This is a genomic window from Photobacterium rosenbergii (genome assembly GCF_033022775.1).
Taxonomy (GTDB): Bacteria; Pseudomonadota; Gammaproteobacteria; order Enterobacterales; family Vibrionaceae; genus Photobacterium; species Photobacterium rosenbergii_A.
This window is the reverse complement of sequence record NZ_JAWJZI010000005.1, coordinates 275082-301874: the sequence shown is the minus strand read 5'-3', so window position 1 is coordinate 301874 and position 26793 is coordinate 275082. Positions and strand designations below refer to the sequence as shown.

The window sequence follows — 26793 nt, the reverse complement described above, 5'->3', positions numbered from 1 at the left end:
TATTAAACCATTATTTAAGCATGTGACCAGCTGCTTCGTTTAATGCCTCATTGACACCTTGGCGACCATCTACAACATTTTGAATAGCATTACCTAGGGCATACCAAAATGCGGTCATCTGCGGCACATTAGGCATAATTTCTCCGTTCTTTGCATTTTCCATCGTGGCGGCAATACGGACATCTTCTTCAATTTTATTCTGGAATGATTTCAGTGCGACCGCGCCGAGTGGCTTATCATCATTTACCATACCCAAGCCCTCGTCAGTGAGTAGGTAGTTCTCGATAAACTCAACGGCAAGATCCTGGTTGGGCGACACGGAACTAATTCCTGCAGTCAATATACCGACAAAGGGTTGTGAAGGGCTGCCATTAAGCTCAGGTAATAACGCGACGCCGTAGTTAATACCTGACTTTTCAATATTGCCCCAAGACCAAGGGCCATTGATTGTCATTGCTACGTTACCTTTATTGAACTCAGCCTCAGCAATGTTGTAGTCCATATCTGGCGAGATAACTTTTTTATCAACCAGTGATTTAATAAAGTTCATGCCTCTTTGGGCTCCGGCATTATTAACACCAACGTCTTTGACGTCATAACCCTTATCCGTGAGCTTGAACGCGTAACCGCCATCAGCAGAAATGACAGGCCATGAAAAATAGGGCTCTTTTAGGTTCCACATAATCGCTTTTTTTCCATTTTCCTGAAGCTTTTTATCAAGGGCTTCAATGTCTTCCCAGTTTTTGGGTGGGCTAGGAACCAGATCTTTATTGTAGATTAAAGAAAGTGCTTCAACCGCAATAGGGTAGCCTATGTACTTACCGTCATACTTCACAGCTTCCCAGGTAAAGTCGATGATCTTATCTTTTAGTTCCTTGGAGGGTTTCACCTCAACCAGTAATCCTGATTTGGCATAACTACCGAAACGGTCGTGTGCCCAGAATACGATATCTGGCCCATCACCAGCCGCAGCGACTTGAGGGAACTTTTCAGACAGGCCGTCTGGGAAGGCAACGGTAACTTTCACACCAGTATCTTCTTCAAATTTCTTACCGACTTCAGCCAAGCCGTTGTAGCCTTTGTCGCCATTGATCCAAATGGTAAGTTGGCCTTCATCGATTGCTGCAAACGCATTAACTGAGCCAATTGCGGCAAGGGTACAAAAAGCTGCAGTGGTGAGGACTTTTTTCATCTTTTGTATCCTTCTCGGTGGTGATTGTTTTTTGTGGTAGAAAAACCTCTACAGCACAATGATCTTTTTGAACACTTATTTTGTTATGCCTGAGAAATTATAGACACATTTTAGCTGCCAATTTAATTTGCTGATCAAACAGTAAAAAATAATGGTAACTACCGATCAAGACCTTCGTTTTGGTCATGTCGTTAGATGCTTGCGATGAGTGCGTGTTGTAAATGTAGAAGAGGTGGTCGATAGAGTTATTCGAATAGTGAAGAATTAAAAAAGTTTATATTTTACTATTGCAACTGTTAGTAAAGTTTAACTCAATCAATTGTTGTTCAAGATTGACTATTATGGTTTTATCATTGTTTTTCTCTCGGAACTTTTTAATTTAGGTGTGTGAGTTCTTAGTTTTAAGATATTCTCTTGATTGAGGTGAATTCTCATGGTTGCTAATTACATCCTTCATTTTCAATTGTTTATGTGGCTGAAGTGATATTCTTGAGTTCACAAAAAAGTATCAAATTTAATATTTTGTCTTAATCACATAATAAAAAAGTGCAAATGTCCAATAAATCGGGAACTGGGACGGTTAGTGGCTCTAGGTTAGCTATGCTTGCTAGAAAGGAAAATGAATAACAATAAACATAAAACAAATAGCAGATAAAAAGATCCATTATAGGAGCGCGAAAAATGAAAAAGCATACGCTGAAATTGACTGGTGTTATTTCGACCATGATGGTTTCTACATCAGTTGTTGCAGAAGTGGATTTTCACGGCTACATGCGTGCAGGCATTGGTATCAGTGGGGATAACGGCCAGCAGGTTCGTTACGAGTCCAACAAAGTTGGCCGACTCGGTAACGAGGATGACCTATATGCTGAAGTCCAGTTAGGCAAAGAGGTTTACAACCAAAATGGTAAATCCTTTTATGTCGATTCAATGGCTGCTTGGCTCTCTGACGGTAGTAATGACTTTGAAGGGACAAATACCTCTTGTGAATTGGAGCCTGATGCAGATGGCGGTATCTCCTGTGACAATGATGCACAGTTTGCCATCCGCCAATTCAATGTCCAGACAGAAGGGTTGATTGCACGCGATCCAGGGGCCGTTATCTGGGCAGGCAAGCGCTACTATCAACGTCATGACATTCACATTACTGATTTTTACTACTGGGATACCTCAGGCTCAGGGGCGGGGGTGGAGAACATCTCTGCCGGCGCGGGTAAACTGTCGTTAGCCGCTCTTCGCCAAGATGACGGAGACGTCAATGTGAATAACTTGGATATCCGGTATGCCGAGATTGGACTTTGGGATGGAGCCAACCTTGAACTTGGCTTTAATTACGGTTTCATTAACGAAACAGATAGCCAAAAAGATGAAGGGTTGGGCGTAGGTGAAGACCCACTAATGGTAACCGCTGAGCTTACCATGGATGATGTTGTTGGTGGCTTGAACAAAGTCATTCTCCAATATGCTACTGAAAGCTTTGGTGAGCAAATGGCCGGGTTGGGAGCGGGTAACTCTCCTGATGCAAACTCAGATGATGGTGTTGACGGTTATCGAATTATTAACTGGGGGGTGATGGCTCCATCGGATACTTGGGAAATTGGTTACCAGCTTGTTTATGCCCGTTCAACTTTTGATAGCCAGGACGATCACGACATTTTTAGCATAGTTGCTCGCCCGATGTACAAATGGAATGAATATAACCGGACCGTGTTTGAGGCGGGTTGGTTTACTGAAGAAAAGGATAATGTCGACAGCTCTGCGAGTAAATTTACCATCGCACAAGCCTGGTCAGCCGGTAGCAGCTTCTGGGCCCGTCCTGAACTTCGTGTGTATGCCAGTTACATAGAAGATTATGAAGATAACTCGATTGGCGAAGCGGATGACTCGGAATACAACTTAGGTGTTCAGGTTGAAGCTTGGTGGTAAGAGGCATAGAGGGATAGGCAATGATTAAGTCAATCACCATAATTTTATCCCTGTGCTTTGTCATGACTTCGGGTTGCTCGTCAATACCCGAAGTCAGTACTCAAGCCAAGAGCTCAGCCAGCAACAGGGTTGTTTCTTCAGCTGAATTAAATTGGCAGGAATTGGCTATGCCGTTAGATATCAATTTTGAGTTTAACGAAAAAAGCCAGGTTCTGGTCAGTGATGAGAGTACAGGCCCAGTTGCCAGTTTTGTTATTCCGGTAACGAGTACGCCGATAGAAATGGTGCTGACCAGTTATGTGGATAGCAAATTAACCCTTTACAACCCAAATGTATTGATTACGGATCCCGAAGGGGAAGTGCTTTACCATATTGAATCGGGTGAATTCAAATATATACCAGCCAGGCTGTTGCAAGGAGACCAAGTTCAGGCTCGGTTTACGATTGCACCGAAGTTCGGTACTGAGCAGGTTAATGTTTTAATCTATACCACTCCTGAGGATCTAGAAGGAAGTACTACGGTGCTGCATCCTGCCAAAGCTTTCGCAATTGGAAAAGGAAACCAGCCACCTAGTATCCCTGATCTTAAGGCGTTGCATAGTAGGTATGGCCAGCTACATTTAACGGCACTGGCGCTAGGCCAAGGTCATCAAGGCACTGCCTATTATGCACCTGACTACCGACCAGCCAGCAATACCAGCACCAGCTTAAGTGGGCAAATTGACTACCTGGATTCGATTCAAAACAGCGTGGAGCAAGGTGATATGGATCAGGCGATTACCTTGCTGAATGAAGCGGAAGAAAAAGGCGTGCCTAACGCCAGAGAGACGTTCATTAATGCTGTTGAGAGCCAAAAGGGTGTCAACTAGCACCTTAAATGCAATCAATGGATTAGATGTAAGCTATGATTCAGTTGAAACGCGATGGGCTTCAACTGATCATAGTTTTTCTTTTTTATTCTCATCCCGCGGTGTAAAACAACAAACCTGTTGATTAGCATCTAGCTTCACTTTGCATGACATCATCAATTGCTTCTTCAATTTCCCACGGGCACGTAGCAGACGAGATTTAACCGCAGAAAGGGTTAAGCCATATTGGTTGGCGTATTCTTGCTGTGTCATACCGTGTATGTCACAGGCTTTGATAACTTGCCTGTCTGGCTCAGGGAGTTCTGTGAGTACTCGTCCCAGGCACTGGGTAAGCGTGTCGATGACCGCCTCAGAGTTTGTCTCTTGTTCGATATCCTGCTCAAGTGGATCAAGGCGTTTCTTTCGGCTGAAGTCGATCAGCAGGTTGTTGGCAACACGATGAAACCAGGCTCGGGGATTGCTGATATCACAGAATTCTGCATCTTTGAGCATCGCACGGATAAACACTTCTTGGAGCAGATCTTCAGTCAGGGCTTCGTCGTGAGACTTTGCCTTTAGCCAGTGGCTGAGAGGTTGGGCGTGTTCAGACCACGCCGACATTAAGCATGGCTGGGCGTTTGTTGATGAATGTATGGCAGCATTGTCAGCTGCTTTGGGGAGAGTCTGGCTCATTGTGGGTCACTTTCCGTATGCGCTAAACGTTTGTACTGATATTACGTTAAATTGAATACCAAAACAGGCAACTCACGTTGCTGAAATCGCACGTTTGAATTTTGTTTTTACCGATCGCCAATGGGTGACTGGCGTTGTTGGAGCCTTTTCCAGTAGGTGCTGGTAATCCTCTGCTTCAGGGCTGATCTCGCCGCCGTGTGCAAGCAGCACACTTGAAGGTGAGAGCTTGATTACTTTCTCGACCGAGCTGCGATAACGCTTAGGGTAGAACACAGGAAATGGCGGGATATAGCGCCCTTTGACTTTCACCATCAAATCCGCGACGTAAAGCTTGCCTGAGTCCTTGTGATATAAAGATAAATCCCTGTCGGTATGGCCTTGGGTTGCCAATGCTTGCCATTCGGGGAAGCCGGGCAAAGGTTCTTGGTCATCCAAAAGATAGTCTGGCTTTAACTTGGCGTTATACCACAAGTTAGTACGGGGTTTCTTCATTCGCTTTGCCACCCAACTCGCAAGCAGTAAATCCGTCCAATGCATTAACGCGCCGTCAATGCCTTGATACCAGTGGCCTGGCACATTAGCAACCGCAATTGCGCAGCCTGTAAGTTTTCGAAGGCGATGTGCGGCTCCGGCATGATCGGGGTGCATGTGAGTGACCACGACTAGCTTTAGATCTTTGGCTGGGCGATTGAGCTGTTTAGAAATAAAATCCAGCAGAATAGGGATATCTGCCCGGCAGCAGCCATCGAGCAATAACAGGCCGTAGCGGTATTCAACGAGGTATATCGATTGGATGTAGCCATTAATGTGGTGCAGTTTCATCTTGATATCCCTATATGGATGCATGCTATTGAACCTTTCCCTAATGAAATCATTATTTAACAACTCATCAGACCAATCAAGCAGGGAATTGCATGGTTGCCCGAATGTGTGGGGGATGATGATCGAGCTCGATAAAGAAAGCCGCCAGGTGGCGGCCTATGTTAAATGGTAGAACGCTGCTCCTGATAGGCTGTCAGCGCTGAATAGTTCATGGCACTAAATTAGTGTTGGTCATGATCCATCTTCTGCTCTTTCATACCTTCAGGCACATAGGTGGCTTCCTCGACTTTAACTTCAACCTTGACCTCACCGGCCTGCTTGAAGTTAAGGGTGAGCGGGAAGCTTTCACCAAGTTCTGGGACTTCTTTGAGGTTAAAGAACATAACATGGTAACCCCCCGGCTTGAGCATTTGTGAACCATGGGCAGGTACATCAATTTTCTCTACTTCTCGCATTTTCATCATGCCATCTTCATGGATATGGGCATGGAGCTCGGTCTTTCCTGCAATCGGGGAAGAGGCACTGATGAGCTCATCACCAGTGTTACTGTGGTTCATGATGTTGAAAAATGCTGCCGCAACCTGAGAGGTCGGTGGGACTTGTTTCGACCAAGGGTGATCGATATGCAAATCGCCAGCTTTGTAGTCATGGGCGTTGGCGGTCGCGGTTAGAGCGAATAGGCTTCCAAGCAGGATATTTTTTATTGTTTTCATTACGTTCTCCATTTGGCGTCATGCCAATAAAATTATCTTTGATATCAATATATTAAATTTATGAAAATATAATCGATATAGGTGGAGAGTGCTTGGGGGCAATTCGGTACAGTTTACGTGCAACAGCGTGGTGTTGAGATTGAATGTGTCCTATGTGCCCGACAAACTGGATAAAACCTACAAAATTGTAGGCGCCATCGAACGAAAAGCCTTTTCCGTCATGCAGTTTAAAAATAGGACAGTGGGCATTAAATCCTGAATGCTCACTATGGTCCTGATGGTTGTTGTGCCTTTCAAGGGAAGAGGCAGAAACCCACTTTATACCCTCAGAAGTGCAGATAAGAACTTTTTCACCAGTGAGCCATCCAGCGTTTTTTGCGAAAAATTGAGGATTAAGAACAACGACGGATGAAAGCAGTGAGGAGGTTATAAGTGCAGCCGCCACCAGTAAACTGATCAATTTTCTATAAGTAAATAATGATTTAAATGAAGGTGGGGGCAACGGCATGGAACTGTGTGTTGGTGGACAATGCAAGGATAGTATCAAGCAAAAGCCTGGATGTAACTTTTATGGTTAAATTTTTGTAGCGCTTTTGAGATCAAAGTGGCAATTTAGCAGGGAACTAGTAATGATTCGGCATAGGGCTATGCAGGTTTGGCGAAGAAGTGTCGCATGATAGCTTTTTCGGTTTCGACAAATAGGAATACGCTTGAAGCTATGATAACAATTTTTGGCCATGCACTGATTTCAAGCGCATAGGTGCCGAAAAGTACCTGCATGATTGGCACATAGGTGAATGCAAGTTGGAACACGCATAGGATACTGATTGCAAGAAGGATGTAATAGTTCCCCATAATGCCCTGGCGGTTTAAAATAGGCTCAAGAAAAAAGCGTGAGTTAAAGAGGTAGAAGATCTCGAACATCACAAGCGTATTAACTGCTATTGTGCGGGCACGTTCGGTATCTGGATTCTGTGCCAATTCCCATTGAAATAACCCAAGAGTACCGCCCATGATGATCACAGCGACAAAAGCCACCCGCCAAATGAGAAAGTTGCTTAGCAGTGGTTGGTTTGATGGGCGGGGGGGACGTTGCATGATTCTTTTTTCTTTGGGCTCGAAAGCCAGCGAAAGAGCCAGAGTCACTGCCGTGACCATATTGACCCAGAGGATTTGGACTGGAGTTAGGGGTAATTGCTGAAAGCCTAGCAATACTGCGGTGAGAATGATTAGGGCCTCACCACCATTAGTTGGCAGAATGAACAAAATTGCTTTTTGCAGGTTGTCATATACGGCCCGACCCTCCTCAACGGCTGCCGTAATGGTGGCAAAATTATCATCGGCCAGTACCATCTCGGCGGCTTCTTTCGCCGCTTCTGTGCCGTTTAATCCCATTGCCGTTCCTATATCGGAGCACTTAAGCGCCGGTGCATCGTTGACACCATCGCCAGTCATGGCCACGATTTGCCCGTGTTGCTGTAATGTATTGATAAGGCGCATTTTATGCTCCGGATTGACTCGTGCATAAATATCGATTCGGCCCGCAAGTTCAAATAATTCCTCGTCACTGAGTCTATCCATTTGCTGGCCTGTCAGGGCTTCCTCCGTATTGACCATCCCCAGTTGCATTGCGATGGCTCTGGCTGTCAGGACGTGGTCACCGGTGATCATTTTGACGCGTATTCCGGCTTGATTGCAGTCATTTACAGCCTCGATAGCTTCATCCCGGGGGGGATCAATCAAGCCAAACAACCCTAACATAATGAATTGGTTGGCAATGTCGGTAAAAGTCAGCTCAACTTGGGCATAATTTGCAGGACTATAAGCGACAGCTAAAAGCCTTTGGCCATTGTGCGCCTGCTGTTCAATCATTTCAGACCAGAAATCCTGCTGGATGGCGGTAGGCCCTGATGTAGCCATTTGTTGGCTGCACATTTCAATGATTCGCTCCGGAGCGCCCTTGAGAAATATGAAGGCATGCCCATCATGGCTGTGATGGAGCGTGGCCATAAAGCGGTGTTCAGATTCGAAGGGGATCAGGTCAGTACGGGGGTAATTTTGTTTTTCTTCTTCTGCATCGAGGCCGACCTTCGCACCTGCGACGAGCAAAGCCCCTTCCATTGGGTCACCATGTACACGCCATTCATTACCTTCATTTCTCAGGGTGGAGTCATTGCATAGCACTGCGGCTCTGATTGCCAAAGAGATGGGATGGTTAGCTTCGGGAAAGGTGGTCTGTTTTCCGATTGTCAGAAACCCATGAGGATCATAGCCGGTGCCAGTTAGCGTATATTGCCTATCTGTGGTGATTATCGTGCGAACCGTCATCTCATTGCGGGTCAGTGTTCCCGTTTTATCTGTGCATATCACATTGACTGAACCTAGGGTTTCAACGGCGGGGAGGCGGCGGATCACCGCTTGGCGCTTTGCCATTCGCTCGACCCCGATGGCCAATGTGATCGTCATAATGGCTGGCAGCCCCTCAGGAATAGCCGCCACAGCCAAGCTGACAGCGGCAAGGAACATTTCGGAGGCAGGATAACCACGGATTAATACCCCAAAGGAAAAAGTCGCGGTGGCCAGTACTAATATGGTGGCAGTCAACCATCGACCGAAAATGGCTATCTGCCTAAGTAAGGGGGTATCTGTTGGTGTTACCTTTGATACTAACTCACTGATTTGCCCCAGTGCTGTTTGGGTGCCTGTTGCGACCACAATACCAGTCCCTAGACCGTGGGTTACTAGCGTGCCGGAAAAAGCCATCGAAGTGCGACTGGCTAATTCCGCTTGAGGCTCGACAGGTTCACATTGTTTGTCGATGGCAACTGACTCCCCGGTCAGTACCGCTTCAGATATTTGCAGTCCCTTAACTAGGCTGAGCCGTAAATCTGCGGGTATGCGATCGCCGGCCTGCAGTAATACGATATCGCCGACAACTAAATTTTCGACCGCGATAGTTTGCTGTTGTCCATCGCGGATAACTTCAGCATTGGGCGACAACATACTATGGATAGCTTTCAAGGCTTCTTCAGCTCGGCCTTCTTGTATAAAACCGATAATGGCATTGATGAGAACAACGCCTGCAATGACACCGGTATCAAGCCAATGGCCAAGAAAACCCGTAATGATCATGACGGCAAGTAGTACATAAATAAGTAAGTTATTGAATTGGCTTATAAAGCGAAAGATAACAGAGCGTTTTTGACTATCTGGTAATTTATTTGCGCCGTGATTTTCCAGGCGTCTTTTGGCTTCTGCTGAATCCAGCCCTTCGGGCTGGCTGTCTACTGCCTTGAAAGTTTGTTGCACAGAGCAATGGTGCCAGGGATGGGGGGGCTCGTACATGGCAACATACCCAGAAGCCTAAATTCGACGTTAATTGATTATTAGGCAATCTGGTCTAGGTTGTGTGTATGAATTGTGGGAAAGGAAAAAGGTAATGGCTGATGTATTTGGTTTCGATGCGTTCTCTCCCAAGCAAATAGCCGAGAAGGTAGACAGCATCGGGGTGGTGAAAGCAAGGTTACCACTGTTATCTATGGTGATGCTGGGAATATTGGCTGGTGCGTTCATCGGTCTTGGCGGCTTGTATTTTACCTTGGTGAAGTCTGATCCCACATTGGGGTTTGCTACTCAGCAGGTTGTGGGCGGGCTGACTTTTTCCCTTGGCTTGTTGCTTGTTATTGTGGCGGGTGCTGAACTATTTACTGGCAACAACCTACTGGCGATGGCATGGGCTGATAAGAAGATCACTACCGGAGAGATATTAAAGAACTGGATTGTGGTGTGCCTGGCTAATTTGGTTGGTGCTGTTGGGGTGGCGTTGCTAGTTTTTCTTTCTGGCCACACCGGGATGAATGATGGTGCTATTGCATCGATGTACGCCAAGATTGCTGCAGCTAAGTGTGAGTTGCCGTTTTGGGCAGCGTTTTTTCGTGGGGTTTTGTGTAATGTTTTGGTTTGTATGGCCGTCTGGATGGCGCTTGCCGGACGGAGTGTCATAGATAAAGCAGTAGCCATTGTGTTTCCCATCTCGGCGTTTGTCGCTGCTGGTTTTGAACACAGCATTGCCAACATGTACTTCATTCCCTTGGCAATGATACTCAAAGCTTCAGGTTCGGTTGAAGTGGCTGATTCGGTCACAATGATCGGGTTTATCGGGAATTTGATTCCTGTGATTTTGGGAAACTTGGTTGGTGGCAGTGTCCTGGTTGGATTGGTGTATCACATCATTTACTTGCGCAAGCAAGGCTAGAGAGTGAAGGTGTTTAGTTGAACAGCGCTGTTTGAAGGTGGGGCATCTTTGAGTCAGGGCTGGGTGCTATAATTTACCTGGCACAAATCACCAGGCAACCAGCATGCAGTCCAAAGTCGTGAAAACTGTCTGTCCTTTCTGTGGGGTTGGGTGCGGAATGTACTTAGCCCGTGATAGTGAAGGGAAGGTGTGTAGCGTGACCCCACAGTGGGATCACCCTATAAGCAAAGGTAAGTTATGTGACAAAGGGTGGAGCACCGTCTACGCCGTCTCACCCGAGAATCGAATCACCCACCCCCTCAAAAAGGAAGTCGACAAGTTTGTCCCTGTGAGTTGGGATGAAGCACTATCTTCAATTGCCTCTTCGCTAACAGAAATTATTGATGAATCAGGCTCCGGTGCTGTTGGTGTGATAAGCAGTGCCCGGGCAACCAATGAAGATAATTATGCCGCCCAGAAATTTGCTCGATCTGTATTGAAGACCAACAATGTCGATCATTGTGCACGGATTTGCCATAGCCCAACAGTGGCGGGGCTCAAGCAAGTCCTTGGCTCTGGCGCAATGACAAACAGCACTGATGATGTTTTCAAGGCAGATGTCATTGTAGTGATTGGTGCAGATCCGACTGAAAACCACAGTGTCTTGGGCGGTCAGGTGATCGAGGCGAAGCTTGCTGGCGCTACCCTGATTGTGGTTGACCCAAGGATAACCCGACTGGCGAAGCTGGCGGATATCCACTTACAGCTCAATCCGGGCACCAATATTGCCCTTATAAATGCCATGATCCATGTGATCTTGGGTAACCAGTGGCATGATCAAGATTTTATCGAGCGTCGCTGCGAGGGGTTCGAAACCTTAGTGTCACATGTTGACAAGGTGACACCTGAATCTGTTGAGGAAATAACCGGCCTAGAACCGCTATTAATCCGTCAAGCAGCCCAGTATTACAGTCAAGCGGAACGGGCAATGATCCTTTATGGTATGGGGATCACCCAATTTGTCACTGGGACCTCGAGTGTGATGGCACTGGCTGATTTGGCATTGGTGTGTGGTCACATTGGCAAGCCCGGGACAGGGATAAATCCCTTGCGAGGGCAGAATAATGTCCAAGGGGCATGCGATATGGGATGTTTGCCCAATGTCTATCCTGGTTATCAATTAGCAGATCAACAAGCAACCCAAGTGCGTTTCTCTCATGCTTGGGGAACGAAAGTCGCTGAAAGTACTGGGTTAACGTCGCTGGGTATGACCAAGGCGGCATTGGCTGGTCAGTTTAGGGCGCAGATCTTATTTGGCGAGGATCCGGTTGTGACCGATCCGGACCAAAACCATGTTCGTGAAGCGTATAAATCGCTGGATCTACTCGTCGTTGCTGAACTGACAATGACCGAAACGGCTAAGCTGGCTGATTATATTTTGCCTGCGGCTTCCTTTGCTGAAAAATCAGGCACTTTTACAAATTGCGAGCGAAGGGTACAGCGAATACGACCGCTCATCGATCCTCCCGGAGAGGCTAAAGGGGATTGGCAGTGGTTGAGTGCCCTCGCCGAGGCAATGGGAAGTGAGTGTCTCAAATGGCCAGACAGCGAAGCGGTCTTTGATGAAATGGCCTCGCTGACACCGCCTTACCAAGGGATGGACTATCACAAGTTAGCGCTGCATGACGGTTTGCAGTGGCCATGTAACGATGAGGCTCCTCAAGGAACGCGTATATTGCATCAATCGACTTTTCCAATTGGCCGAGCCCGGCTAACGCCAGTGAATTATGTGCCGATAGACGAATCTGCAGATGAGTTTTATCCGTTGCTTCTTACTACCAATCGCCTGCACTTCCATTATGGTTGTGGCTCAATGAGCCGAAAATCCCCTTTGCTTGAACGAGAGACCCCTCCTGGGATTTTGTTTATCCATCCGGTGGATGCCGAGGCGCTGTCCATTGAACCGTACGGCCCTGTTGGCGTCCGCTCGCGTCGAGGTTACGTGGAAACGCGGGCAGTGATAACAAAAGATGTCGCGCCTGGGTTAGTTAGCATGCCCTACCATTTCAAAGAGGCGCCTTCCAACCAACTTACCAATACTGCTCAGGATCCTGTAACCAAGATGCCTGAATTGAAGGCTTGTGCCGTAGCAGTTGTTGCCTTACCTGCTGATCATATTCCAAGCCCTGTCTGGCAGCTGAAGGAGGATAGCTAGTATGCATAGTACTTACCTGCTTGATTCATTGGACGCGTTACGTACTCACTTAGCCCTGGATAGGAATATCTTCCAAGTGGTGGCTTCGGCAGAAGGGGAACCAAATGATGTGCACTGGCAACAGGTTGAGGGGGGATCTTGGCCGGCTTTGCAACACAATAAGCCCTTACACTCTGCGAAGCAGTTCTTTTTCAGCGACGAAGAACCGCTGTATGTCTTTGATGGCCGTTTCTTCCGCGAGACCCTACCGAACATCGCGCCGTTTGTTCTCTTTGGGGTAAAAAGCTGTGATTTGATGGCAATCCACTATCAAGACACTTTCTTTGAACAGGACCCGTATTATCAGGCAAGACGCAGTCGGGCATTGCTGGTCGGTATTGATTGTGTTTCGCCTTGCGAGCATGGATTTTGCCCGACCGTGAATGCTGGCCCGAGTGTGCGTGATGAAACGGCAGATCTCGTACTGCATCCTCTCGGTAGCGAACAATGGTTATTGGTCGTCCTGACTGCAGCCGGTAAGGACGCCCTGCAAGACCTGCCTTTGCAGCCTGCCTCACCGCATGATGTCAGTTTGCGCTGGGACAATATCAGCCATTGCGAGCAGTCTTTTCCCGCTCACCAATATATTCTCGATGGGATAGAAAAGATAAATAACGAGCAGATCCCCGATGAGTTCTGGCTGCAGGTTGGCATCCAGTGTCTCGGTTGTTCGGGGTGTACGACCCTGTGCCCAACCTGCTCGTGCTTCGCGACCCGATCGGTGTCTGAAAGCGAGGGGGAGCCTGAAGCCGAAACCACGCAGGTGAGGTTCTGGGACTCATGCCTGTACGAGGGGTTCCAGCGCGAGGCGAGTTTCCACAACCCCAGCAAGCATGCTGGACAAAGAATGCAGCGGTTTTGGTACCACAAATTCAGCGATGATTTTATACCTGAATTTGGCCGCTATGGGTGTGTAGGTTGCGGGCGGTGTGAACAGACTTGCCCCGGGGTTGTTGGTGTACACGCCATAATGAAAAGGATTGCCGATGATGTTTAGCCTGACGCCAGTGCCAATTGAAGTACTCGACTTTTATGACGATGGTCAAGACACTCGCCATTATCGTTTTCGACTTATGGATGCCGACAAATCGAACAAGCATGTTGCATGGCATAAGGCTCAAAATGGTCAATTTTTTATGCTCTGCCTCCCAGGTATTGGTGAGGCGCCTTTTACCTTTACGGAGTTACCCAATGAAGCTGGTGAGTTCCGCGCTCTGGTACGCCAAGTGGGCAGTGTCACTCACGCCTTATTTAATTGCTCTGTCGGGGATGTCATTGGCGCGAGAGGACCTTTTGGCCGAGGGTGGCCAGTAGATGATATGTCCAAAGAGCGCTTGCTCATAGTTGCTGGTGGGTGTGGTATTGCGCCTCTAGCCAGTCTCATTAATCGACTTATTGATACGCAGAGTTTTACTCAACTTGAAGTGGTATATGCCGCGAGAAGTCGAGCGACCTTGATGCTCAACCCTGAACGAGATCGCTGGCAGCACTGTGTTCCTTTTTTTACCGTTGTTGAAGATATGACGGATCTTAATGAGCAAGAGTTTTATCCAGGAACCGCGGTAGGGATCTTGCCCAAAGTGTTACATGCCTTTGCCGAGCAGCCGGACAGGGTGCTGATCGCCGGGCCTGAGGGAATGATGGAGGCGGCCGCCGAATACCTTGCCGCCTACGGCATCGATCCCCAGTCCATTTACCTTTCTGTTGAGCGGCGTATGCACTGTGCCGTTGGCTTGTGTGGGCACTGTTACCTGCAGAGCCGGTATGTCTGCACGGATGGGCCAACCTTTACCTGGGCTGAGCTTGTGCCGCTCCATATTGACGAGCAATAGCCACTGGAGTCACAGCCTGGCGAAGAACAAGGTAGCCAGAATTCACTGGCTACAGCCTATTCCTCCTTGCCTTGAGATGAGGAGGCGGTTGGGCGCTCCAGGCGTTGGTGCTCAGCGTCTGATATCACTTTGCATCCCTTGGCAAAAGAGTCAGGGTTGAGGGAGATGGAGTCGATGCCGTGGCTGACGAGAAAAGCGGCAAACTCCGGATGATCAGAAGGTGCTTGGCCGCAGATCCCAACTTTACAGCCTTTTGGGTGGGCAACCGTGATCACCTGTTCAATTAAACTCTTTACTGCATCATCCCGTGCATCAAACATAGGTTTCAGCTCTGCGGAATCCCGGTCAATGCCCAATACCAGCTGAGTGAGATCGTTACTGCCGATGGAAAAGCCATCAAACCGTTCGGCAAAACGCTCGGCGAGGATGACGTTCGACGGTATTTCACACATCACGTAGACTTGCAGTCCGTTTTTACCCCGCTCGAGTCCTGCTTGGGCCATCACGCCAAGTACTTTATCGGCTTCTTGGACCGTGCGGCAGAATGGGATCATCACAATGATATTGTTAAAGCCCATCTCATCACGTGCTTTTGCAATGGCCTGGCATTCGAGCTGGAAGGCTTCCTGGTAGCGGGGATGGTAATAGCGGGATGCGCCGCGCAAGCCTAGCATCGGGTTTTCTTCGTGCAGTTCAAAGAACTCGCCGCCGATAAGCCCGCGGTATTCGTTCGACTTGAAATCCGACATCCTTACGATCACCGGTTTCGGGTACTGGCTGGCGGCAATTTTGCCGACGCCGAGCGCGAGGTTCTCAACGAAGAAGTCAGGCAGGCTTTCGACCCCGGTGCAGCGCTGGCGTATGACCTGCATGACCTTGGGATCGGTGACTTGTTCGGGATGGAGTAGGGCCATCGGGTGGATCCCTATCAGGCTAGAGATGATGAACTCGATTCTCGTCAAGCCAATACCGGCGGTCGGGAGTTGCCACCAGTGAAAGATACCGTCTGGCATGGCCGCGTTGATCATGATCTGGGTTTGTGTTTTGGGCAGCGATGCAAGATCAATCTCCTCGGTAGTGAAGTTGATGATACCGTCAAATATTTGCCCGACAGCACCAGTGGCACAGCTCATCGTGACGGGGTTTCCCGATGGTAAAACCCGGGTGGCCTCTTCGGTACCAACGATAGCCGGGACTTTTAGCTCCCGGCTGACGATTGCGGCATGGCTGGTCGGCCCCCCGGAATCGGTGATGATGCCCGCCGCTTTGCGCATCAGGGGAACCCAGTCGGGATCGGTTCGCTCGGTCACAAGAATGGCACCTGCGGGAAACTGTTCGCTGTCTTCGGGGGAGAGAATGGTAAAGGTTTTGCCACTGGCGATGGCTCCACCAACGCTGGCACCTTCTAGCAATACTGGTGCCTCGCTTTTCTCCAGCCGGTAGTTGAGCAATACCGCGGAGTCTTTGCGTGCTTCTACCGTCTCCGGCCGGGCCTGCACGATATACAGTTGCTGGCGATGGGTGTCTTTCACCCATTCGATATCCATGGCATGGCCATAATGCTGTTCAATCAGCACGGCCCACCGGCTTAGCTGCAGTATTTCCTGATCAGTCAGCACCAGGTGACTGCGCTCATGTTCGCTAGTCGGCAGGGTGACAGTGGGAGAGGCGCTGCCAGTGGCAGCGAATTGCATCTTTTCTGTTTTCTTGCCGAGATGCTTTTCGATAATCGGTGTTTTATCAGACTCAGCGAGCAAAGGTTTGAAGACCATAAACCGATCGGGGGTCACTGTGCCTTTTACGATGGTTTCCCCCAGGCCCCAGTTGCCATTGATCATAACGACATCAGGGAAGCCATTTTCGGTATCAAGGGTGAACATCACTCCCGCACATTCTGCTTCGATCATTTGCTGAATCCCCACCGATAAGGCGACCTGCTGGTGGGCAAAGCCTTGCTCTTCGCGGTAGATAATGGCCCGGTCGGTATACAGCGAGGCAAAGCACTTTTTGCAGGCCGTTATGACTTGCTGCTCGCCTCGGATATTCAAGTAGCTCTCTTGCTGGCCGGCAAAACTGGCTTCAGGCAGATCTTCGGCTGTCGCTGAGCTTCTGACGGCCACTGAAAGTTCTGGGGCTGAAACGTGCTGGCACAGCTGCAGGTAGGCGCTGGTAATTGCCTGCTCTTGCTCGGCGGTAAAATGACCCTGGATGATCCGTTTCCGGATTTCATGCCCGGCTTCAGCCAGGCTCACCTGACCGGTATGCATGGCATTGAGCTGGTCGTCGATGGGACTATTGAGTTGGTTTTGGTGAAGGAAATCTCGAAATAATTGTGCGCTGGTTGCGAAGCCATCCGGCACCCGGATACCGGCCTTGTCAAGTTGGCTTAACATTTCCCCGAGACTGGCATTTTTACCACCGACAAGGCCGACATCTGTCGCTCGAAGTTGTCTGTACCAGTAGATGAGTTCTGGTTTATCCATCATGCGCTCCCTAGCTTTGGTCTCTGTTCGAAAGGTAGGCAATGAGCTGGCTGTAGCTTCTTACCTTGGGGTAATCATCCTCGGGAATGCTGACACCGGTCTGCTGCTTGATGGCAGCCAGTAGGTTGAGGAAATCCATGGAATCGAGATCGCACTCCTCGCGCAAATCTTCATCAAGGTCGATATCTGAGATGTCAATTTCCGGGGCGATACGTTTCAAGGCATTGGCAATGCTGCTGGCAGGATCAATCATGGTAGAGCGCCTCTGGTTTTTGGAGTTGTTTGGCAACGGAGTGCAGAAAACGGGCTCCGATGATGCCGTCGCTGACACGGTGATCCGCGGCGAGGGTAATGGTCATCACACTTCCCACGGTAAGCGTGCCGTTATTGACTACTGGGGCATCACGTAACCGACCAAGCCCAATGATAGCGACTTGAGGGGGGTATATGATCCCGGTGATCATATCAGCACCCCGTTCGCCAATACTTGTTACTGTGATGGTTGCGTCAGTGATCTCTGTGCTGCGTAGGTGCCCATGACGTCCCCTTTCTGCCAGCTCTTTTAGCTTTATCATGACCTGTTCTAAGGAAAGTTCATCGGCATTGATAATGGCTGGAACGACTAAGCCTCCTTCTCGCAAGCTAATGGCATTACCGATATTTACAGCAGGCGATGGGATAAATTCCCCTTTGATATAATAGCCGTTCAGGGAAGGGTATTTGGTAAGTTGCCGAGCAATGGCGGTAATTACAAGGGATGATAGCAGCATTCGGTCTTCCGGCTCTCGTTGCTGGTTGTATTGCACTAACCACTGCTCAGCCTTTGATAAATCAGCCTCCAAGGAAAGGTAGTAATGTGGGATTTGCTGTTTAGAACGACTCATTGCTTCACTGATTGCCTGCCGCATTTGGCTACTCTTAGTGCTCGTTTTCGTTTTGCTGCCGGTGGGTATCTGGGGAGGCAAATCACGAAGTACAATCGCGCCCTCGGGGCCGCTGCCATGTAGGTACGAGACATCAAGATGGTCTTCTTCGACCCGGTGCCGAGCAGCAGGAGAAATGAGCACCCGTGTCGAATGTTGGTCATTGTTTTTATGTTGGCGGGCGAGGGCAAAAGGAGGGAAGGGGTAATTGTCTTCGCTGAAGGCCGATGTAGGCTCGTTTGAGTTAGGCTTTGGCGCGGAAGGTTGGCTCTCATTTGCTTTTGGCTCAGTATTAGCTGGCTGTGCAGTTGTCATACGGGCCATGACACTCCCGACGGGAAGTTTGATTTCGGGCTCTACCAGCAGATCAGTGATCGTACCGTCATGATAGGACTCCATATCAATGGCTCCCTTGCTGGTTTCGATAACTGCGATGATATCGCCTTTTTGGACTTCATCACCCAGATTGACTTGCCACTCAACAAGGGTGCCATCATGCATGTCAGCCCCTAGAGCAGGCATCGTGATATCAATCAATGTGTCTTCTGATTGCATTTTATCCATGGGATGGCTTACCTGTTTTGTCCTGCCAATCCGCTATGGCAAGAGCAGATCTTGCCGCTGCGATAATCTTATTGCATTGGGGCAGTGCTGCCTGCTCGAGGTGTTGGGCATAAGGTATTGGGACTTCTATCGTACATACTCGGCCAACAGGTGCGTCCAACTGCCAGAAGGCTTGTTCCATGATAATGGCACTGATTTCACCCGCAAGGCTGCCCGTATACCAACCCTCATCAACGATGACTGCTCTATGGGTTTTATTTACACTGGCGATAATCGTAGGCGTATCGAGTGGTCTAAGGGAGCGCAGGTCGATGACTTCGGCACTGACCCCTTCCTTTTGGAGTTGCACCGCGGCTTCCAGAGTCTTGCCCAGGCTGCCGCCGTAGGTGATCAAGCTGATATCGGAGCCGGGGCGCCTGACCATGGCTTGGTCCATGGGGGCGTCAGGCCCCTCGGAGACAGGACCGTTTTCGTTGAGTAGCATGACATGCTCGAAAATCAGCACAGGGTCGGGAACAACAAGCGCCTGGCCCAGCATGTGCCTGGCATCATTATGTGTCGCCGGGCTGAGCACCTTCAAGCCTGGCACATGGGCATAGAAGTTTTCCCAGCTATGAGAGTGCTGGGCAGCCAGTTGTTTGCCCGCGCCACAGGCCATGCGGATCACTAGGGGGACATTGAATTGACCGCCGGACATATGAAGCAGGGTTGCAGCACTGTTGATGATCTGATCCATCGCAAGTAGGCTGAAATTCACCGTCATGACTTCAACAATCGGTTTCATTCCGCCAAGCGCTGCGCCTATGCCGACGCCGACAAAACCGGACTCACACAATGGTGTGTCAATGATTCGATCAGGGCCGAATTGCTCAATGAGCCCCTTGCTAACGGCATAACATCCACCGTAACGCCCAACATCTTCCCCCATCAAGAATACCCGGGGGTCATGGCTGAGAGCATCTTTAATTCCGGCGCGAAGGCTTTCGCGGTAAGTCAGCTCAGCCGGCTGCTGGGTACTGATCACTTCTGATGGCGGCGGGCAGCTTCCCGGGCTGTAAACATAGCGGGTGAGTTCCTCGGTTGGCTCCAGCTGACCGGCCTCAGCAAAGGCGATAGCGGCATCGATTTCTTGGGCGATCGCAGCTTCGATCTGGGTGAGTTCATGATCTTGGAAGTGGCTGTTTTTCTGCAACCACTGAATCAGCTTTTTGACCGGGCCTTTTTCTTCCCAGTGGGCGATTTCTGCTTTGTCGCGATAGAGTTGGGTGTCAAAGCTTGAGTGCCCACGGAATCGATAGGTTTGGCACTCGATGAAAAATGGGCGTTGGTGCTGACGGATATATTCAACAGCGTTACTGGCGACTGCTTCTACGTCAACAACATTCATGCCATCGACCTTTGTGGCATTGATGCCATAGCTTTGTGCTTTCTTTGTAATATCTGTTTCAGATTCTGATAGATTCAGCGCGGTTCCCATCGCGTATTGGTTATTTTCGCAGACAAACAGGACAGGAAGCTGCCAAAGGGCCGCTAAATTCAAGCTTTCATGAAATTCGCCTTCAGCTACGGCACCTTCTCCGAAAAAACAAACGGCAATGGCGTCTCGTTGCTTCTTTTTGTTAGCCATGGCTAGGCCGGTTGCCAGCGGCAACCCTCCTCCCACAATCGCATTGCCGCCATAGAAGTGGCAGCTTTTGTCGAAAAGGTGCATTGAGCCTCCCCGCCCGCGGCTACAGCCATTAGAGCGGCCATACATTTCTGCCAATATGCTATTCATACTCATGCCCCGGGCAAGGGCATGGCCATGCTCCCGGTAGGTCGCAACGATTTGGTCATCGGGCCGAAGACTGGACATCACACCCACCGCAATGGCTTCTTCGCCAATATAAAGGTGAAGGAATCCCCGAATTTTCTCGTGTGCGTATAACTCAGCACACTTTTCTTCAAATCGTCTGATACGCAGCATTTGATGGAGTTGCTCGATGAGGTGCTGCCTGTTTATATGGAGTCGGTTTGTCATTGTTCATCACTCTCCAGGGTTGAAATATCCCCCTCGGGCAGGCCAAGCTCACGAGCCTTGAGTAAGCGGCGCATGATCTTGCCGCTACGTGTTTTCGGAAGGTTGGTTCGGAAGACCACTTCCTTGGGAGAAACCGCTGCGCCAAGCCGACTTCTGGCAAGCGCCAACAACTGTTGTTGCAATTCATCATCAGCCTGGATACCAGGTTTTAAAGCGACAAATGCTTTAACGAGTTGACCTGCTACGGCATCGGGCACGCCAATGACGCCAGCTTCCGCAACGGCAGGGTGTTCCATCAGGACACTTTCGACTTCGAAAGGCCCGATAAGGTGGCCAGAAGACTTAATAAGGTCATCCTTTCTTCCTACAAACCAGAAATAGCCATCTTCGTCTTTCATGGCTAGGTCACCACTTAAATACCAGCCGCCAACGAAACAGGCCTGGTATTTCTCGGGCTGATGGAGGTAGCCGCGGAACATCGAAGGCCAGTTGGGTTTGATTGCCAGCTCGCCAACTTGCATTGGCGATTGTTCGACTGTCAGTTGGCCATCTTCATCTTGGTTGACAATAGCGGCCTCGATACCAGGAAGAGGCTGGCCCATTGAGCCGGGTTTTATTGGTTCGCTGGGGTAATTGGCAATCAAAATGCCGCCAGTTTCTGTTTGCCACCAGTTGTCGTGAAAAGGCATGCCGAGTACTTGGTTTCCCCATTCAACGGCTTCTGGATTGAGCGGCTCACCGACACTGGCCATAAATCTAAGGGCGGATAAATTGTATTGAGCCGGCAGTGATTCCCCCGCTTTCATCAGCATACGAATTGCCGTGGGAGCGGTATACCAAACCGATACGTGAAAATCCTGCAGAACCCAATACCACCTTTTCGCATCAAACTCCGCCTCATCAATAATCATTGTGACACCTAGGCAAAGCGGGGCAATTATCCCGTAGGTGGTACCTGTTACCCAACCGGGATCCGCGGTACACCAGTAAATATCATCAGGTTTTAGATCAAGGGCATAGTATGCGGATAGAATATGGTGACTAACAGCTTGGTGAACGTGGAGCACCCCCTTGGGTTTTCCCGTTGTTCCGCTGGTAAAGTGAAGTAATGCGTTATCTTCAGCATGGGTAGGATGGCAGGTAAATTGGTCTTCGGCCGCTGCCATCATCGTGGGGTAGTCAAAGCAGCCTGGTTCGTTGCCAGGATCACCATCAATCAGCAATACCGCCTTTAAATGGGGAAGTTCATTCCACCAGCCTTTGAGTTTCTTACGGTATAGGCTGCGAGTTGTCAGGATCAGATTAGCTTCACCAATTTCCATACGGGAGCGAATGGGTTCAGGGCCAAAAGCAGAAAAGAGCGGGGTAAATACACAACCAGCACGCAAAGTGCCTAATGCAGCGATATAGAGTTCAGGTCTACGCCCGGCAAGGCTAAAGACCCGGCTACCAGTGGGAAGTGCTAGCTGTCGAAGTAGGTTGGCAAAGCGACTCGTTTGCTGGTAAAGATCTCGATAGCTCAGATCCATGACCTGGTCTTTCTTGCTAATCCAGCGGATGGCTATTTTATCTTCACAAGGCAGTCCAAGGTGACGGTCGATGGCTTCATACCCCATATTCAGTCCCCCTGATGAAAGCCCTTTAGGGAGAGTATAAGAAGGAGGAGAGAGGGTTTGCGCTTGATTGTAATCCTTAAGGTTGGCATGTTCAGCCAGCGTCTTGTTGAAAATTACCTTCACCATGGTCAGTGCTCTACAGAACGAGTTAAAAAGCTTGCAACGGTTGTATTGAACCGTTGTCCCCGAACAAAGTGTGGTTTATTTCTTGTTTTTTTCCACAGAAGTCGTGGGGGTAAGTGAGGGGCTATTTATAGGCGCTGCTGCTATTTTGATGGCGGTGAGTGAGGAAGGGGGGGATTTTTGGGGGGAGGGTGTGCAGTATATAAGATGTTCAAGCGAAGTGAAAAAGACGCCGTGCCTTCGATTGACGCCCTTGAAGGCACAGCGCTACAGGAAATTAAGTTGGGTTGAATTAACCTTTTGTAAAGCGGTAGGTCTGAATCTTTTGCTCCTGACCGTTTACTTGAGCGTAGGTGTCAACCATCCAAACACTCGGCCCAGCGAAACCCAGCTCTACACGAACGGTTGAGGAGTCAAAGTTCTCGTAAATGCTTGCCTGAGCATTTGTTGGGTAGAAGTTGTAACGGTTCATGTTCTGCTGGTACTCACCGGCAAAGGTCACTGGTACATTGGTTGCGTTATCAGTAACGGTCAGGCTATAGCCTGCTTCAGGCGTATAGGCAAAGTTAGCTGTAAAAGAGAGTGCCTGTGATTTACCATCAATGTTTAGGTTATTAATGTTAACGCTGGCCTCGGTGGTCTTCGCTAGAGAGCCTGCCGCTTTGGCTGTTGCATTAATTGGCTTTTCAGTCGCTCCACTCCAGATACTTACGTTCCAATTACCTGTGAAGTTGTCGAGCTTATCCCAGTTTTGTGGCTGTGCGTTGGTTGCTGCGACTTGGCCACCGTTACCTATTTGAGCCAATGCATCATTGCGGCTGTCGTGGCGTTGGTTATCACGGTTATTTTGAATATCAGCAGAAGCACCCGCTACACCACCTGATACACCGCCAGCGATTGCGCCTTTAACAGCAAGGTCTGCATCACCGGTAAGAGCGCCTAAAGTAAGACCAAGAAGAGCACCACCGGCTGCGCCTTGTTTGGTTAGTGCGTTTGGATCATCTTGTGTATCTGGGTTGACACAGCCTGTTAGAAGAGTAAGGCCGATGATTGAAACGATAGAGCTCTTAGCGAAAGTGTTCATGATGATTCCTGCTGATAAATATGCTTTAAGGCTTATCACTGATGTGATTGCGTTTTGTTATGGCGCTAATTTAACAGCCTAAAACTGAATCATTCCTGTATGAATTGAACAGTGTTTTTTATATTTCAAAATGTGTCATTGACTGCTTTATTTAGGTAAGAATTTAACGATGTAAAGATTAGAGCTATGTGCATGATTATAAAGCGCTGTTTTTTTTGGCGTGAGTTTAGTTCTGGGTTTTCCGGATAAATAAGAAACCAAGGTTGTGATGCCTTAAATGGTTAACTGTAAGGGAATGTAAAATCCCCCGGGATGGAATTAGAGGGTTGTGGGTGATTTTGTGCTGTGTAAGGAACGAACATACCATTGATGTAATTAACAGTACTGGTATCTCATTTTCACAACTTTCACAATTTTAACATTTCAATGCGATTTCATTTGATGCAACATCTGTATGACAATAAAACCTGATGCGTATGTGTCGAGTTTGACACTTGGTATCCGGCATTCAACGAGAAGGAGTACTCAATGCGTTCAATGATCAAAAAAGGGATTATCTCTTTGGCTCTAGCGGTTTCTCTGCCTGTTGCAGCGAACAATTACACCATAGGCACTGGAAGCCAAAGTGGTACTTACTATCCCTTGGGTGGTTTGTTAGCAAAGATCTGGAGTGAGAATATTGATGACTTCAATATGCGAGCAGAAGTCACAGCAGCATCGGTAGAGAACGTGATCAAAGTATCGACCAAGCAACAGCTTGCCGGTATCGCGATGGGCAATGTTGTACAGCAAGCCTACCAGGGCACAGAGCCGTTCCCACGCAAGATGGACGTGTCCGTTCTGTTTGCACTGTACCCTAACGTTGTTCAATTCATGGTACCTGCCAACTCAGACATTAAATCTGTAGCTGATCTGAAAGGGAAGCGTGTTGCTCTTGGTGCACCGGGTTCAGGTACCCGAGTCAGCGCATTGAACATCCTTAAAACGCTGGGTATCGAAGAAGGTGATATGCGTGGCCAGGCCCTGAATTACACGGCGACGACCGAAGCATTGGCTAATGGCCAGATTGATGCAGGTGTTATAGTCGGTAGCCTAGGTGTTGGTGCCATTACCGAGCTCGCTTTGACTCGTGATATTCGTATCTTGTCGTTCAGCGATGAAGAAATTGCGCAAATCAATGAGGCTAACGCGTCATACAGCGGGCTAGATGTCGATGCCGACAGCTACCGTAATGTCCCTGCTTTCCAAGCGCCAGCAGTATGGAATGTACTAGTGGTGAAAGGGGACTTGGATAAAGATCTAGCTTACGAGATGACTAAGGTAGCGTTCGATAACATCGATCAAATCCGACAGTCTATCGGCGTGACTAAGTTCACTACGGTTGAGAACATGAACAAGCTTGCAGGTATTCCTCTGCACCCAGGCTCTCAGCAGTTCATGGATGAGAAAAAGTAAGAGAACCGAAGTAATGCCTATCTCTATCGATAGGTAAACGTATACCCCCGAAGCATTTCGGGGGTAGAAAACATTGCAGTGTACAAGGAGTTCGCAATGACCAAATCTTCGGCGTTAAATCACAGGTTCACTGAGCGGTTAATGCAAATAGCAACCATTGCTGCAATTGCATTATCAGTGTTTCAAATTTGGCAGGGGCTAACTGCCAACCTCTCCGCACCTGTATTTCGCCCTGTCCACCTATGTTGGATCCTCGCTCTCGTATTCCTCGTTAGGCCATTAGTCAAAGAAGATAGCCGACTTTATCTTCCAGCAAGGCTTGTCGATTTATCAATGGTATTAGCCACATTATGGGCTGCGCAGCATATCGTCAGGTTTGATTATGACGATATTGGTTTTTTGCTTGACGGGCTAGGCGCTGATGATGTGTTGGCCGGCTCGATATTAATCGTTACACTGCTTGAAGCGACACGCCGGACCGTGGGTATGGTCATGGTGGTGATTGCTGCGATATTTTTGGCTTACGCCATGTTTGGCGATGTCTTGCCTGCCAGTGTGGCGAGTAAAGGCTTCGCTCTGGATGAAATCATCCGTTTCCATATTTATTCCACCAACGGGGTGTTCGGTGCGCCGTTGGCGATAGCCGCTGGTGTGGTCTTTATCTTCGTGTTGTTTGGTGCTTTCCTGCAGGTGACTGGAGCAGGGCAATTCTTTATTGATGCGGCATTTGCGGTTGCGGGCAAATACCGTGGTGGCCCAGCCAAGGCAAGTGTTGTGGCTTCAGCGGCACTGGGCTCAATTTCCGGCTCGGCGATTGCCAATACGGTTACCACTGGTGCCTTGACCATTCCGATGATGAAAAAGCTCGGATATAAGCCTGAGCAAGCCGCGGGTATTGAAGCTGCGGCCTCTACGGGTGGGCAAATTATGCCGCCGGTAATGGGTGCAGGGGCCTTTGTCATGGCCCAGTTCACCGGTATTGCCTATAGCGAAATTCTATTGGTGTCGATAGCACCGGCTATTTTGTACTTTGGTTGTACCTTGCTTTATGTCCACTTGATGGCCTGTAAGCTTGGCCTAAAAGGCATGGACAAAGTCACCCAGCTAAAAATGGTGATGAAGCAAGGCTGGCACTTTATTGTGCCTTTGGTGCTGATCACTACCTTGCTGCTGATGAGTTACTCGCCTGTGCTGGTGGGTATCGCAGGCTGTAGTGCTATTTTGGTCGCAGCCATGTGCCGTAAGCACAGCCGTATCAGTATCCGTCTTTTCTTTGAAGGGATGAAAGAAGGGGCACTATTGGCACTGCCAATCTCGGTAGCCTGTGCCACCGCGGGTATTGTGGTGGGGGTTGTTGGCCAAACCGGTATTGGTCTGCAGTTCACCCAGTTCCTAATGGCGCTGTCTGGTGGTTACTTGTGGTCGGTGATGGCTTTGATAGCAGTAGCCGCCGTTATTCTGGGTATGGGCTTGCCTGTTACTGCCGCTTATATCGTACTGTCGATTATGGCAGTACCGGCTTTGACAGAGCTGGGCTTGAGTATCCTGGCCGCACACATGATTGTGTTCTGGCTGTCACAAACCTCGAATGTGACGCCGCCTATTGCCTTGGCTGCATTTGCCGGCGCAGGGATTGCAGGTGCATCACCGATGCAGTCAGCGGTTCAGGCATTTAAATTGGCACAGGGCTTCTTCCTGATCCCATTGATGATGGCATTCTCGCCACTGATCTATGATGGAGAAAACCTGTTGGGCTTCATGTTTGCGATTGTCACGACGATTGCCTTGATTGTCGCCTTTGCCGGGGCAATTGAAGGACGGCTAATCAAACCTCTGTCTATGGTCGAACGTGCAGTGTTATTGGTGGTGCCTTTTGCGCTGATTTTCAGCGGACTGACTATCAAGCTTGCGGCTGTTGCCGTGGTTGTGGTGATTACATCTTTGAATGCTTTCCGAGGGCGGGAAAGTAGTGCCACAGCAACTTGATACCATTTAAATAAGAGAAAAAGAG

20 protein-coding genes are annotated in these 26793 nt (G+C 49.0%); 9 read left to right on the top strand and 11 right to left on the bottom strand.

Annotated elements, in window-relative coordinates; translation table 11 throughout:
• Positions 1 to 10: 10 nt before the first annotated feature.
• The gene (gene malE / locus R2X38_RS14935; protein ID WP_317523097.1) at positions 11 to 1192 is read right to left on the bottom strand and encodes a maltose/maltodextrin ABC transporter substrate-binding protein MalE; all 1182 of its coding nucleotides are present in this window, start codon (positions 1190 to 1192) and stop codon (positions 11 to 13) included.
• A 681-nt stretch (positions 1193 to 1873) separates the two neighbouring features.
• Here malE and R2X38_RS14930 point away from each other — a divergent pair.
• Positions 1874 to 3118, top strand: coding sequence for a maltoporin (locus R2X38_RS14930; RefSeq protein ID WP_317523096.1), 1245 nt, complete (start codon positions 1874 to 1876; stop codon positions 3116 to 3118).
• A 20-nt stretch (positions 3119 to 3138) separates the two neighbouring features.
• The gene (locus R2X38_RS14925) at positions 3139 to 3987 is read left to right on the top strand and encodes a MalM family protein (RefSeq protein WP_317523095.1); all 849 of its coding nucleotides are present in this window, start codon (positions 3139 to 3141) and stop codon (positions 3985 to 3987) included.
• Between the two features lie 69 nt (positions 3988 to 4056).
• On the opposite strand, the gene R2X38_RS14920 is transcribed toward R2X38_RS14925, so the two are convergent.
• Both R2X38_RS14920 and R2X38_RS14915 read right to left on the bottom strand, forming a co-directional pair.
• The gene (locus tag R2X38_RS14920; protein WP_317523094.1) at positions 4057 to 4659 is read right to left on the bottom strand and encodes a sigma-70 family RNA polymerase sigma factor; all 603 of its coding nucleotides are present in this window, start codon (positions 4657 to 4659) and stop codon (positions 4057 to 4059) included.
• 72 nt (positions 4660 to 4731) lie between these two features.
• Positions 4732 to 5481, bottom strand: coding sequence for an MBL fold metallo-hydrolase (locus R2X38_RS14915; RefSeq protein WP_317523093.1), 750 nt, complete (start codon positions 5479 to 5481; stop codon positions 4732 to 4734).
• Positions 5482 to 5524: 43 nt separating this feature from the next.
• On the opposite strand from R2X38_RS14915, the gene R2X38_RS14910 reads away from it, so the two are divergent.
• The gene (locus tag R2X38_RS14910) at positions 5525 to 5653 is read left to right on the top strand and encodes a hypothetical protein (protein ID WP_317523092.1); all 129 of its coding nucleotides are present in this window, start codon (positions 5525 to 5527) and stop codon (positions 5651 to 5653) included.
• Positions 5654 to 5702: 49 nt separating this feature from the next.
• Here R2X38_RS14910 and R2X38_RS14905 read toward each other — a convergent pair whose 3' ends face one another.
• Together R2X38_RS14905 and R2X38_RS14900 are read right to left on the bottom strand one after the other, a co-directional pair.
• A complete protein-coding gene (locus R2X38_RS14905) occupies positions 5703 to 6194 on the bottom strand; it encodes a copper chaperone PCu(A)C (RefSeq protein ID WP_317523091.1) in 492 nt (163 codons plus the stop codon).
• 645 nt (positions 6195 to 6839) lie between these two features.
• Positions 6840 to 9539 (bottom strand): cation-transporting P-type ATPase, encoded by a 2700-nt coding sequence (locus R2X38_RS14900; RefSeq protein ID WP_317523090.1) that lies wholly within the window; start codon positions 9537 to 9539, stop codon positions 6840 to 6842.
• 94 nt (positions 9540 to 9633) lie between these two features.
• Here R2X38_RS14900 and R2X38_RS14895 point away from each other — a divergent pair, with 94 nt between their 5' ends.
• From R2X38_RS14895 to R2X38_RS14880, 4 genes are all read left to right on the top strand, one after another.
• The gene (locus R2X38_RS14895; protein ID WP_317523089.1) at positions 9634 to 10449 is read left to right on the top strand and encodes a formate/nitrite transporter family protein; all 816 of its coding nucleotides are present in this window, start codon (positions 9634 to 9636) and stop codon (positions 10447 to 10449) included.
• A gap of 103 nt (positions 10450 to 10552) precedes the next feature.
• The gene (gene fdhF / locus R2X38_RS14890; protein ID WP_317523088.1) at positions 10553 to 12643 is read left to right on the top strand and encodes a formate dehydrogenase subunit alpha; all 2091 of its coding nucleotides are present in this window, start codon (positions 10553 to 10555) and stop codon (positions 12641 to 12643) included.
• A gap of 1 nt (position 12644) precedes the next feature.
• On the top strand, positions 12645 to 13679 hold the full coding sequence (locus R2X38_RS14885; RefSeq protein ID WP_317523087.1) for a 4Fe-4S dicluster domain-containing protein: 1035 nt from the start codon (positions 12645 to 12647) through the stop codon (positions 13677 to 13679).
• A complete protein-coding gene (locus R2X38_RS14880; RefSeq protein ID WP_317523086.1) occupies positions 13669 to 14514 on the top strand; it encodes an FAD-binding oxidoreductase in 846 nt (281 codons plus the stop codon). The genes R2X38_RS14885 and R2X38_RS14880 overlap by 11 nt, the downstream gene beginning before the upstream one ends.
• Before the next feature lie 56 nt (positions 14515 to 14570).
• Here R2X38_RS14880 and ppsA read toward each other — a convergent pair whose 3' ends face one another.
• The 6 genes from ppsA to R2X38_RS14850 all read right to left on the bottom strand — a co-directional run bounded on the left by ppsA (position 14571) and on the right by R2X38_RS14850 (position 23327).
• A complete protein-coding gene (ppsA, locus tag R2X38_RS14875; RefSeq protein WP_317523085.1) occupies positions 14571 to 16997 on the bottom strand; it encodes a phosphoenolpyruvate synthase in 2427 nt (808 codons plus the stop codon).
• Between the two features lie 10 nt (positions 16998 to 17007).
• Positions 17008 to 17250, bottom strand: coding sequence for an acyl carrier protein (locus R2X38_RS14870; protein WP_317523084.1), 243 nt, complete (start codon positions 17248 to 17250; stop codon positions 17008 to 17010).
• Entirely contained in the window at positions 17243 to 18484 is a 1242-nt protein-coding gene (locus tag R2X38_RS14865; RefSeq protein WP_317523083.1) for a dihydrolipoamide acetyltransferase family protein, read from the bottom strand. The genes R2X38_RS14870 and R2X38_RS14865 overlap by 8 nt, the downstream gene beginning before the upstream one ends.
• Positions 18477 to 20504 carry a pyruvate dehydrogenase (acetyl-transferring) E1 component subunit alpha gene (gene pdhA / locus R2X38_RS14860; RefSeq protein ID WP_317523082.1) on the bottom strand — a complete coding sequence of 676 codons (2028 nt, stop codon included), beginning with the start codon at positions 20502 to 20504 and terminating at the stop codon, positions 18477 to 18479. Before pdhA ends, R2X38_RS14865 begins: the two co-directional genes overlap by 8 nt.
• Entirely contained in the window at positions 20501 to 22246 is a 1746-nt protein-coding gene (acsA, locus tag R2X38_RS14855) for an acetate--CoA ligase (RefSeq protein WP_317523081.1), read from the bottom strand. The genes pdhA and acsA overlap by 4 nt, the downstream gene beginning before the upstream one ends.
• Before the next feature lie 289 nt (positions 22247 to 22535).
• Positions 22536 to 23327 (bottom strand): hypothetical protein, encoded by a 792-nt coding sequence (locus R2X38_RS14850; protein ID WP_317523080.1) that lies wholly within the window; start codon positions 23325 to 23327, stop codon positions 22536 to 22538.
• Positions 23328 to 23855: 528 nt separating this feature from the next.
• Here R2X38_RS14850 and R2X38_RS14845 point away from each other — a divergent pair.
• The gene (locus tag R2X38_RS14845; protein WP_317523079.1) at positions 23856 to 24782 is read left to right on the top strand and encodes a TAXI family TRAP transporter solute-binding subunit; all 927 of its coding nucleotides are present in this window, start codon (positions 23856 to 23858) and stop codon (positions 24780 to 24782) included.
• A gap of 96 nt (positions 24783 to 24878) precedes the next feature.
• Entirely contained in the window at positions 24879 to 26768 is a 1890-nt protein-coding gene (locus R2X38_RS14840; RefSeq protein ID WP_317523077.1) for a TRAP transporter fused permease subunit, read from the top strand.
• Positions 26769 to 26793: the final 25 nt, after the last annotated feature.